Below are 11,054 nucleotides of genomic sequence, written 5' to 3' on the forward strand. Positions count from 1 at the left end.
TCCTCCCAGAGTTTTTCCGCGTCGCGTACCATGCTGGCGATGGAGGGTTTGGCTGCGGGATTGGAAAAACTGGCTGCGAGAGCGCGGCTGGCACACTCATAAACAAACGCTTTTTGGCTCATTTCGGCAAGGGTTTTGTTCACGGTTTCTCCCTGTTTTTCTTTTCTTTGACGTTAGCACTGCCTGGTTAGTGAGGATAGCCCGGTGCGGGACAGCGTGTGCACCGGTGACATTTTCGCTGTAGCCGTCACAATATCGCCATTGCCGGAATGATCCGTGCCCTCGTTTAGCTTGTCTCCAGGAGTCTGCAGCCATGAGTGTCCACGAAATCCATCACCCGTTGGTAAAACACAAACTCGGCCTGCTGCGCCAGAAAAGCCTGAGTACGCGCAGTTTCCGCCAGCTCACCGCGGAAGTGGGCAGCCTGCTGACCTATGAAGCCACCAGCGACCTGGTGCTGGAGGATTATCAGGTGGATACCTGGATGGGCAAGGCGCCGGCCCAGCGCATCAGAGGCAAGAAAATCACCGTGGTGCCGATTCTGCGGGCCGGACTGGGGATGCTGGATGGCGTGCTGGAACTGATCCCCAGTGCCAAGGTCAGCGTGGTGGGTGTGTACCGGGATGAGGCAACCCTGGAGCCGGTGGCCTATTTCGAGAAGCTGGCCCACGATATCGACGAGCGCATGGCGCTGGTGATCGACCCGATGCTGGCGACTGGTGGCTCCATGCTGGCCTGTATCGATATGCTGAAAAAAGCCGGCTGTACCCAGATTCGTGCCCTGGTACTTGTGGCAGCCCCGGAGGGTATTCGCAAGGTCCAGGAGGCGCACCCGGATGTCTCCCTTTACACCGCTTCGGTGGATCAGGGGCTGAACGAAGAGGGCTATATCATGCCGGGCCTGGGAGATGCCGGAGACAAGATTTTCGGGACCAAATAACCGGGTATCGCCCGGTGGCCTAAGCCACAGGCAATCACAAATCAGGAGCTGTACATGAGTCAGGCCGGCGGATTCTGGAACTGGAAAATCATCCTCATCGGCGCGCAGATGCTGTTTGTGGCTTTTGGGGCCATGGTATTAATGCCGTTACTGACCGGGCTGGATCCCAGTGTGGCGCTGTTTACCGCGGGGCTGGGCACATTGTTGTTCCAGTGGATTACTCGCCGTTCGATTCCTGTTTTCCTGGCGTCCTCGTTTGTCTTTGTGGCACCGATTTCCCATGGGGTACAGCAGTGGGGCGTGCCGGCCACCATGGGGGCGTTGTTCTGTACCGCTGTGGTCTATGTGATTCTGGGTGCACTGGTGAAGTGGCGGGGGCCGGGCTTTCTGCACCGCCTGATGCCGCCGGTGGTCACCGGCCCCATCATTATGGTCATCGGGCTTAGCCTGGCGCCCACGGCGGTGAACTTTGCCATGGGCATGTCCGGCAACGGTGAACTGCAGATGTTTCCGTACGCGGATGCCCTGCTGGTCTCCATGGTGTCGCTACTGACCACCATGCTGGTGGCCACCCTGGGGCATGGTTTATTTCGGTTGCTACCGATTCTGTGTGGCGTGATGGCGGGTTACCTGACCGCCCTGGCCATGGGCATGGTGGATTTCTCCGGGGTGAGTCAGTCGAGCTGGTTGTCAGTGCCGACCTTTATTGCACCCACGTTTTACTGGCCTGCCATCCTGTTTATGGTGCCGGTGGCGCTGGCGCCAGCCATTGAGCATGTGGGCGATGTGCTGGCCATCAGTAACGTGACCGGCAAGGACTACATTCGCAAACCCGGCCTGCATCGCACGCTTACTGGCGATGGCGTGGCGAGTATGGTGGCGGCCCTGTTTGGCGGACCGCCCAATACCACCTACTCGGAAGTCACCGGCGCGGTGATGCTGACCCGGGTGTTCAATCCGGTGGTGATGACCTGGACGGCTATTTTCGCCATCCTGCTGGCGTTTATCGGAAAGTTCGGCCTGCTGCTGCAAAGCATCCCCACGCCGGTCATGGGCGGCATTCTGATTCTCATGTTCGGGTCGATTGCCAGTGTGGGCATGAATACCCTGATCAAGGCGCAGGTGGACCTGCACGCTCAGCGCAACCTGGTGATTGTGGCGGTTACGCTGATTTTCGGTATCGGTGGCATGGTCATGGGCAACGGTGACTTTACCTTGCAGGGCATCAGTCTGTGTGGCCTGGTGGCGGTGTTTTTGAATCAGGTCTTGCCCCATGCTCCGCCCGTCACGGACGACCTGCATGAAGAGCAGGAATACGTGGAGGACTTGCTGGAGCACGCCCGTAAAAACGGGCGTGATGACCGTTCCTAGACATTTTCCTTCGCGTCACCGGGTGCGGTGACAGACAATTGCCATGACACCCCGAAGCAGTCCTGCACCCAGCCGAACCAGGGGCTGAAGTCATAGCTGTCCAGGGGCATCAGCACGGTGCCGCCGTCTGCCAGTTTTGCAAAGGTGTCGGCTACTGCCTGTTTGTCCTTCAGGGCAAGACACAGCGAGGTCGATGGGGTGAAATCAAAGTCGTGGGGCACAGGGCTGTCAAAACAGTGTATCCGCACGTTGCCGATACGGCACCAGGCGGTTTTCACCTGGCCGTTTTCACCCATCTCGTCCGGGCCGTAGAGCGTTCGGCTCAGCAGCTCTAACGGAGCGATAGCGCTGTCGTAGAGATCGAGGGCCGCGTTGGCCCGGCCCTGAAACATCAGTTGCACGGTTAGCGTGTCAGTCATGCGGGGCCTCGCTTTCCTGCAAAACGCGCTGATAGTGCGTTTCCCATTGTGTGTGTGTTGGCCAGAAGGACGAGCGGGGTTGGCCGTTCAGCTCTTCGGCCAGAATGCCCAGATGGGTGTGCCAGCCGCTGGCGACACTGATGCGGGTGTTTTCGTCAGCGGGCAAGCGGTGGTGGGTAAGCCGTAAATGAACCTGGTCGCCCTGCGCGCTCAAGAAAAAGGTGACTTCGCCTTCATTGTCACCCCAGGTATGGGCCAGCACATGGGGTGGCTCAAAGCGGGTAATGATGCCAGTCAGCGTGGCTCCACCTTCAATGGATTTGTACTTGTCCGGGGCCGGCTGGATATCCTCTGACAAATCCTGATGACGGAAATGAATCACCACTGCGCCACCCACAAACTCGCCCAGGGTGCCGCCACCCAGCCAGCGAGCGCGTTTGTCCGGGTCGGTCAGGTAGGCCCATACGCGCTCAATGGGGCCGGGCAGGGTGCGTTCTATCGTCAGGGTCGTAGCGTCGTCGAATCGTACATCGGTTTCCATCACAAACCTCCTGTCAGTCTCCGTCCTTGAGCGCCTGTTCCAGCGCGTCCAGTTTGTCGTTCCAGAACACCCGATAGCGTTGTAGCCAAGCGTCTGCCTCCGCCATGGGGGCGGCGTTGAGTCGGCAATGGTGCCTTCGGCCCTGCACCTCCCGGATAAGCAGCCCGGCCTTCTCCAGCACTTTGACGTGCTTGGAGGCGCCAGCAAATGACATGGCGAAAGGCTCTGCCAGTTCGCCCACGTTGCAAGGGCCCTGTTCCAGTTGTTGCAGCATGGCCCGCCGGGTGGGGTCGGCAAGAGCAGCAAAAACAGCATCCAGATGTTGATCGTTTTGTTTAACCATAAGGTTGAATTTATAGGTGCGGGAATGAATGTTCAACCATTTTGTTTAATGATGGCCGGGTTCCCGACAGGCGGTGCGTCCGGTGAGTTGCTGCATGACGCCGTTGGCGGTCAGCGTCAGGTAGCCCATGGGAATATCGAGAGCGGTGAGTCGCCGGGCCGTCCAGCTGTTACAGGTATTGCCGAGCCAGAAGGTACCGTGCGCAGGAAAGAAACGGCTGTCGCCATACAGCCCGGGGGCAGCGTCGATGGGGGTGCCGTTATCGTCCAGCACAAAGTCGTTGGCGATTGCCCGTTGCAGCGCTGCCAGTTGCATCCTGCTGACGCACAGCGGCTGAATATCCCCGTGGGGGAGCGTTTCGGGGTGCCGGTCAAGTGCGACCACATGCAGCACGCTGTTCGTTGGCCACAACATGGCGCGGACCAGTCGCCAGGTGCTGTTGTCCTGGCGGTAGAAGGCATCATCACCCCAACCCATTTCATAGTAGGCGGGTTTCGAAAAATAGGCAGGGAGAAACTGCAGTGCAGGATCGAGCTGCTCCGCAGGGAAGGCAATACCGGTATGCCAGCGATGGCGTACTACCAGTACGGTCACCTTGCTGTCATCGGCCGGGCTGTCGCCCGGTAACGACAGCAGCCCCGCAAGCATCACTACAGCAAAACGCATCATGGCCCCAGTGTAGCCGGTGATCTGATGGCAATCATGTGCAAGCGGCGCGCGATCTTGTAACGTCAATAAACCCGGCAAAGCCGGGTTCGGCACGGTCAATACCTGCCCGCGGCAAGACCGGACTGGAATTAACCGATACCCACGGGCCATTCAGGGAGAGAAGATAATGGACAGATCGAAAACCAGATTTGCATTCACGGTACCCGCGTTAACCGCGTTAGTGGTTGGCTCACTTTCAGCATCAGTGGTGGCCTCTTCCCGTTGCGATGGCCTGGTCGGCTGTGAACGGAAGTTCTGTGAGATTGAAACGCAGATAGATTACGCCGAGAAGCAGGCCAATGCAGATAAGGTCGCCGGGTTGAAAAAAGCCCTTGCCGAAGCCCGGGACCATTGCACGGATGACTACCTGCGCCAGGAATTAAAAGACGATATTGAAGAATCGCGAAGTGATCTTCTGGACTATCAGGAAGATCTGGACGAGGCCCGGGCTGATGGTGACGAGGAAAAAGTCGCCAAGTACCAGAAAAAGATAGCGGACGAGATAGCAGAGCTGGAGGCCTTGCAGAAGGCCTTGTCCGAATTTTGAGTGATCGCGTACCAGGGCCCCGCCATTTGTGAAGGCGGGGCTTTTCTGGTTAATTGGCTTATAAAAAACGTGGCATTGGTGGGCGGTTGTGCGTCTCGCCGCCACGGGAAGGGAAGCCAATCGATTAGATCATGAAGGCACATTGTGCCAGGACCCCCTAATGACTAATCAAGGAGACAGCACCATGACTCGAATGATCTTTGTGAACCTGCCCGTGGCGGATTTGACGGTAGCCATGAACTTTTACTCTGCACTGGGGTTTGAGAACAACCCGCAATTCACTGACGAGACGGCTGCCTGCATGGTGTGGAGCGAAGCGATCCATGTGATGCTGCTGACCCACGACAAATGGCGGACCTTTACGGACCGGCCGATTCCACCTTCCTCTTCCAGTGAAGTGATGCTGGCGCTTTCCTTTGATAGTCGTGATGCGGTGGATGCGGTGGATGCGGCCGCTGCGAAGAACGGTGGCACTGCCGATATCAACCCGGTTCAGGATCTGGGGTTTATGTATAACCGCAACCTGGCGGACCCGGACGGGCATGTATGGGAAATGATGTGGATGGACATGGCGGCGATGGAGGGCTAGTGCTGGCTCCCCGATTCCTGTCCGAGCTACGAAGCCCCTCTGTAGGAGTTCCCTTCCAGGGGACGAACCCGAGCCCAGGCGAGGGAAACGGGGTAGGTTCACCTCATGCCTTCATTCAGTTTGTTGAAACCTGAAGTCCCTGACCGACCTTCGATCGATTCCGTGCTTCGCACGGTTCGTCCCCTGGAAGGGAACTCCTGCAGGGGGGGTGAAGGCGTGAATCTGGAGTAGAATAAAAACGCCCCGCGATGCGGGGCGTTTTTCGTTGCGGGGTGTGGCTTAGGTGTGGCTTACACCTCGAAGGCGTCGTTCAGCTTCTTGGCCACCGGGGCCAGTTTCAGCTTGGCGAACTGCGGCAGGCCGTTTTTGAAAGGCGGGTAGGACTCGCCACCAATCAGCGGCTCCAGGTAGGCGCGGCCGGCAGGGGTGATGCCGAAGCCATCCTTGCTGATGTACTTGCGCGGCATTTTCTTTTCCACGTTGGCGACTTTCTTCAGTGGGGCTTCGCCGATGGTCCAGCTGTACTTTTTGGTGTCCTTGCGAACCACGGTGGGCATGACCGCATTCTTGCCGGCCACGGCGAATTCCACCGCGGCACGGCCCACGGCGTAGGCCTGCTCCACGTCGGTGGCGGAGGCAATGTGGCGTGCTGCCCGCTGCAGGTAGTCGCTCACCGCCCAGTGGTATTTGTAGCCCAGTTCGTCTTTCACCATCTGTGCAATGACTGGCGCCACGCCGCCCAGCTGCTTGTGGCCGAAGGCGTCGGTGTTGCCGGCGTCGGCCAGGAAGGTGCCGTCTTCGTAACGGGCGCCTTCGGATACCACGATGACACAGTAACCGGCTTTCTTGACGGTGGCGTCCACCTTCTTCATGAAGGCGGCCTTGTCGAAAGCAATTTCCGGGAACAGGATCAGGTGCGGCGCATCATCGGCGTCTTCCTTGGCCAGGCCGGCGGATGCGGCAATCCAGCCCGCGTGGCGGCCCATGACTTCCATCACGAACACCTTGGTGGAGGTGGCGCACATGCTGGCCACGTCCAGGGCGGCTTCGCGGCAGCTCACTGCGGTGTATTTGGCCACGGAGCCGAAGCCGGGGCTCACGTCGGTGAAGGGCAGGTCGTTGTCCACGGTCTTGGGTACGTGGATGGCCTGAATCGGGTAACCCATCTTCTCCGACAGCTGGGAGACTTTCAGGCAGGTGTCGGCGGAATCGCCACCACCGTTGTAGAAGAAGTAGCCGATGTTGTGTGCCTTGAAGACTTCGATCAGGCGCTCGTATTCGCGCTGGGAGGTCTTCAGGTCTTTCAGTTTGTAACGGCAGGAGCCGAAGGCGCCGCCCGGGGTGTGCTTGAGCGCTTCAATGGCGCTTTTGCTTTCTTTGCTGGTATCGATCAGCTCTTCAGTGAGTGCGCCGATGATGCCGTTCCGGCCGGCATAAACCTTGCCGATGACATCTTTGTTTTCCCGGGCGGCTTCGATGACGCCGGCAGCGGAAGCATTGATGACGGCGGTGACACCGCCGGACTGAGCGTAGAAAGCGTTTTTACGCGCCATGTGAGACCCCTTGATTCAATTTGCGTGCATTCTAGCGAAGCAGGCCATGAAACACACCTGCAGTTGTCGGACGAAACAAAGACAAGCTACGAGCTTCCAGCTGCGAGACGCGGGATGGGTAGGTGCCTGCGTGTTGCGCTGTGCCCGCGATATTAAGCGGGGGGAGGAGGAATAGCGGCAGTGGTTTTATGTTTTCTCGTAGCTAGACGCTCGTCGCTAGTAGCTGTTTCTCCCCGGCTCTGAAAGAATAGCGGCCCGGAGGATCCATGACTGTATTGATGACCCTGTTTTGGCGGTTGGCCATATTTCGTGCCAGCCCGGAGAATGCCCCGTANTCTCCATCGTTGCTGGCGCTGGTGCTGGCCGGCTGGTTTGTGTTGCAGCTACTGGTGGGCAGCCTGCAGACCGCATTGCCCATTGGCGTGTTGGTGAGCAGCCAGTTGCTGTCGTTGGCGGTGGTGCTGGCGGGCACAGGCCTGTTGCTATCGTTCAAGGGGCTGCAGGGGCGCTGGTTGCAGACCGCTCTGTCGCTGGTGGGGGTGGATGTGATTCTGACCCTCCTGAGCCTGCCGTTGCTGGCGCTGAATGCCAGCATGGAGCAGTCGCTGAGCGCGATCGAGCTGCTGTATCTGGTGCTGGTGAGCTGGCAGTTGGCGGCGCAGAGTTTTATCTACCATCGCTCCCTGAATGTGGGGCCCTTCCTTGGGCTCGGGGTGGCCATGACGTTGCTGGTAGCCAGTTATGCGGGTGTGGTGCTGTTGTTGCCTGAGGTGGTGACGGGCCCAGGCTGAGTGGCAGTCGGCATCTGATCCAGTGGTCCGGGCAGTACTGGCAAAACAGCGAATGAGGGAGCGCAATAACCTTTCGTTCTCTCAGCCTGCCCGCCGGTTATGTAGGCGCTGTCGGATAGTCGGGCCATTCTGCCGCGTTGCTGATTAATTGAGGCGATCCAGTGCGGCGGCACGTTGCTGCTCGCTGGCGTTAAAGAGGCGAGCTCGCAGGGCATCCAGCTGTTCTTTTTTGTCGTCGCTGCTCAGGGCGGCGTGATTGATCTGGTCTCGCTGCTGCGTGTAATTCTGATAACGGTGTCGCCAGGCCTGACGCTCTGCCTCCAGTGACTGCAGACGCAGGGCGGCGGCATCGCCGAATTGCTGCTGCCGGAATGCATACAGCTCCTCGGCACTGGCTCCCTCTTGTTTCATCGACTGTTCCCGGGCCGGAAGGTGCTGCAGGTCATACTGCTGCTGGTATTGCTTTGCCAGCGCCTGCGGAAGGGTGCTGCGAAGGGCTCTCAGGGCTGCCGTCTTTTCCTCATCGGAACGGTCTGAGGTCATGATGTCGTGCCGCTCCAGGCTGAACCGGTCGTAGCGATCTTCGTCGGCGAACAGGGTATTGGCGGTATCGGCGCCGAAGGTCTCTTGGCGTAGTTGTTGACGCATTTGCAGTTTACGGCGGATGTCGTCATCGCCATTACCGGAATAATGGGCGGCGTAATCGCCGCTGGCGAATGCGGTGCGGTAATGGTGGTAGCGGTCAAGCAGGTCAAGCAGGTCAGCAGCGGCGATGGCGCCGGCGTTTTGTCGTGCCCATTGCTCCATCAGTTTACGGATTGTCGCGTCCGGCATTTCTCCACTCAGGGAAAGAAAGTAATCCATGATCGCCTTGCTGCTGCTGTTTGCGATCAGGTGACCCTGTGAGTCGGTCATGAGTTTGCCGGGAACCTGTGTGCCCGATAAGGAGGTATTGGCCAGTGCGTCGGAGAACGCCGGTTTGGCAATGCCGGGTGACTCGGTGGCCGGCCTGTGGGTGTGGCTGGCCTGCGCATCGGGTTGCTGTTGTGCCGGTTGAGCATGCTGGGGTACAGGAATACGTTTGAGCCCCCAGAATACCCCGGTGGCCAATACAAAGACGGTGGCCAGAAGTGCAAGTGTGCGTGTCATGGTCTTGTCTCGATCCGGATTGCCCCGCAGGAAAGCCGGTCCCTGCGGGGATGGTTGCGTTACAGGCCAGCGTTTTTCAGGCGGTTGGCCTGATTGCGGTATAACGTTTTCGGGTCGGTTTCCCACCCCATCAGGCCGAACAGCTGGCGGATGGCATCCGCGTGGTTGTGGCGGTAGTTGTGGCGAATGGGTTTGCCCAGGTACATGCCGCACAGGGGCAATACACCGTCATGCTTGACGCCGGAAGGGAAGGCAAACTGGGTGACGGTGACCAGCAGGCTGTCGAACGGGTCGAGCAGGTTGGTGTGCACGCCGGTACCGCCCCAGGACCAGTAGCGCACACCATTGACGGAATGCTGGCCGCTGGTGCCACAGGCAGAGCTGGGCATGGCCTGGGGGTAGCGTTGATTGAACGCAGCCATGCCTGCGGTGGTGGAATCGGCGAGTACTGCCGTGGCGGACTGGTCATTGGCATTGGGGCCGCCGGATGCCATTTCCCACAGGGCGCCAAACCCCCCGGCGATCATGTCGGCGAGCCCTTCCGATACGCTGCCTTCAGGCAGTACTCCACGAATGATATCGGCAACCCGGGTGCCGCGGTTCTCACCGTGCACGGAGGTAACCGACGCTACCAGATCCGGGCGCACTGCTGCCACATAGCGGGCGGTGGGGGCGCCCTGTGAGTGAGCGATCAGGTTGGCTTTTGGCGCCCCGGTGACGGCCAGGTAGTTTTCGATCTGGGTAATCAGTTCTTCACCACGGTATTCATTGCTTTGCAGGGCACTGACGTTGCTTTCGTACACATCCGCACCGTAGTCGCGCATGTCATCGGCGATACCGTAGAAATAATCGATACCGGCAATGTCATCGAACGCGATGATGCCACCCACCAGAACGATGGGGTAGCGGGTGTCGGCGTAGTGTGTGTCTTTTCCGAACCAGGACCAGGCATGGGCCTGGCTGGTGCTTAATATCAGAACGGTGGCCATGATCAGGCCACGGGCGATGATCGACATGTTTTTTCTCCTGTTTATTAGAATGCAGCCGGCGCCATGGCTGCTGGTTTTGTTTGTCGACGACTGGACTATAGGAAGGTTTGGTGATACTGACTTGTAGGAATGGGGCGTGGTCGAATCGGGTTTTTGGCGCACTGTGACGGGATTCACAGGCACTACTGATTCGATGCAGTAAGTCTGCAAAGACTGTTTTTCAGTCGAGAAAAAATATGGAAGACAAGAATAATAATCTGAATGAACAAGCCGACGTGCCACCTTCCACGTTGTATCTGTGGCGTTTGAGAACGCTCTATGTGGGCTATCTCGGCAGCCGTATTACTTTTTCAGCCGGGGCGCATACCCTGTTGTTTGGCCTGGAAGATGACGTGTTGCTTGACGTAAGCGGAGAGAGATTTCGTGCTCGAACGCTGTTGTTGCCTGCCGGTGTCTCGTTTACCGCTGATCCGCAGGGAAAGCAGATTGCCTGTTGTTTTCTGGATCCGCTGGGCCGGGATTATTTGTTTCATCAGCGTTTGATGCAATGGCGCGAGCCCGGCTTTTACTCTGATTCTTCGCTGCAGGGCAGGCAGCTGTCGGTACTGAAGCAGGCATATCGCGATAGCCTGGATGCCGATGAAGTGTATGGGCAGTTAGCGGGTCTGCTTTTCCCCGCAGCCAGTACCGAGGTAGAAGGGTTCAGGCCGGATGCCCGCATTGCCCGCATTATCGAGCTGATCCGTTCGGACCCGGCACAGAATTATTCCAATGAGGATCTTGCCAGCCAGGTGGGGTTGTCAGGGGCGCGTCTGCAGCGCGTATTCAAGGATGCCACCGGGATCCCTATCCGCCGCTACCGCCTGTGGCACCGCTTGTTTGTGACCTCGACGATGATGTCCATGGGCAGTTCGCTCACGGATGCGGCGCTGACGGCGGGGTTTTCCGATTCGTCCCATTTGTCCCATGTATTTNAGAATATGCTGGGCATGTCCCCTTCCGCCATGCTCGGCCATTCGCGCAGGAACCGGGTGCTGGTCGGGGCGGGAGAGCCTGGCGAGCAGGCTTGAGGTGAATTCCGCTGCGCAGCCTCTTCACCTTGTAGCCCCTTGCC

13 protein-coding genes are annotated in these 11,054 nt (G+C 58.7%); 6 read left to right on the plus strand and 7 right to left on the minus strand.

The features are described 5' to 3' along the window. Positions 1 to 313: 313 nt before the first annotated feature. Both upp and A3754_RS14960 read left to right on the plus strand, forming a co-directional pair. Positions 314 to 940, plus strand: a complete 627-nt coding sequence (gene upp / locus A3754_RS14955) for a uracil phosphoribosyltransferase (RefSeq protein WP_063520338.1) — start codon at positions 314 to 316, stop codon at positions 938 to 940. A 54-nt stretch (positions 941 to 994) separates the two neighbouring features. Further along, positions 995 to 2,311 (plus strand): uracil-xanthine permease family protein, encoded by a 1,317-nt coding sequence (locus A3754_RS14960; RefSeq protein ID WP_063520339.1) that lies wholly within the window; start codon positions 995 to 997, stop codon positions 2,309 to 2,311. Here A3754_RS14960 and A3754_RS14965 read toward each other — a convergent pair. Genes A3754_RS14965 through A3754_RS14980 form a run of 4 tightly spaced genes read right to left on the minus strand, consistent with a single transcriptional unit; the run spans position 2,308 to position 4,283 of the window. Continuing rightward, on the minus strand, positions 2,308 to 2,730 hold the full coding sequence (locus A3754_RS14965) for a VOC family protein (protein WP_063520340.1): 423 nt from the start codon (positions 2,728 to 2,730) through the stop codon (positions 2,308 to 2,310). The genes A3754_RS14960 and A3754_RS14965 overlap by 4 nt on opposite strands. After that, a complete protein-coding gene (locus A3754_RS14970) occupies positions 2,723 to 3,271 on the minus strand; it encodes an SRPBCC family protein (protein WP_063520341.1) in 549 nt (182 codons plus the stop codon). The genes A3754_RS14965 and A3754_RS14970 overlap by 8 nt, the downstream gene beginning before the upstream one ends. A gap of 13 nt (positions 3,272 to 3,284) precedes the next feature. Further along, entirely contained in the window at positions 3,285 to 3,614 is a 330-nt protein-coding gene (locus A3754_RS14975) for a helix-turn-helix transcriptional regulator (protein ID WP_063520348.1), read from the minus strand. Between the two features lie 45 nt (positions 3,615 to 3,659). Further along, positions 3,660 to 4,283 carry a DUF2459 domain-containing protein gene (locus tag A3754_RS14980; protein WP_063539253.1) on the minus strand — a complete coding sequence of 208 codons (624 nt, stop codon included), beginning with the start codon at positions 4,281 to 4,283 and terminating at the stop codon, positions 3,660 to 3,662. Between the two features lie 166 nt (positions 4,284 to 4,449). Between A3754_RS14980 and A3754_RS14985 the strand changes: the two genes are divergently transcribed. Further along, entirely contained in the window at positions 4,450 to 4,869 is a 420-nt protein-coding gene (locus A3754_RS14985) for a DUF1090 domain-containing protein (protein WP_063520343.1), read from the plus strand. Between the two features lie 184 nt (positions 4,870 to 5,053). Beyond that, on the plus strand, positions 5,054 to 5,458 hold the full coding sequence (locus A3754_RS14990; RefSeq protein ID WP_063520344.1) for a VOC family protein: 405 nt from the start codon (positions 5,054 to 5,056) through the stop codon (positions 5,456 to 5,458). A gap of 290 nt (positions 5,459 to 5,748) precedes the next feature. On the opposite strand, the gene A3754_RS14995 is transcribed toward A3754_RS14990, so the two are convergent. Then, complete coding sequence (locus tag A3754_RS14995) at positions 5,749 to 7,011, minus strand: 6-phosphofructokinase (RefSeq protein ID WP_007151519.1); 1,263 nt, start codon at positions 7,009 to 7,011, stop codon at positions 5,749 to 5,751. A 266-nt stretch (positions 7,012 to 7,277) separates the two neighbouring features. On the opposite strand from A3754_RS14995, the gene A3754_RS15000 reads away from it, so the two are divergent. Beyond that, on the plus strand, positions 7,278 to 7,802 hold the full coding sequence (locus A3754_RS15000; RefSeq protein WP_063520345.1) for a hypothetical protein: 525 nt from the start codon (positions 7,278 to 7,280) through the stop codon (positions 7,800 to 7,802). A 144-nt stretch (positions 7,803 to 7,946) separates the two neighbouring features. Here the strand turns inward: A3754_RS15000 and A3754_RS15005 are convergent, their stop codons facing one another. Both A3754_RS15005 and A3754_RS15010 read right to left on the minus strand, forming a co-directional pair. Beyond that, complete coding sequence (locus tag A3754_RS15005; protein ID WP_063520346.1) at positions 7,947 to 8,951, minus strand: lipase secretion chaperone; 1,005 nt, start codon at positions 8,949 to 8,951, stop codon at positions 7,947 to 7,949. Between the two features lie 59 nt (positions 8,952 to 9,010). Further along, positions 9,011 to 9,967, minus strand: coding sequence for a triacylglycerol lipase (locus A3754_RS15010; RefSeq protein WP_063520347.1), 957 nt, complete (start codon positions 9,965 to 9,967; stop codon positions 9,011 to 9,013). Positions 9,968 to 10,176: 209 nt separating this feature from the next. On the opposite strand from A3754_RS15010, the gene A3754_RS15015 reads away from it, so the two are divergent. Beyond that, entirely contained in the window at positions 10,177 to 11,010 is an 834-nt protein-coding gene (locus tag A3754_RS15015; RefSeq protein WP_231880643.1) for an AraC family transcriptional regulator, read from the plus strand. The last annotated feature ends 44 nt before the right edge of the window (positions 11,011 to 11,054 follow it).

This window comes from Alcanivorax sp. HI0083 (genome assembly GCF_001635175.1).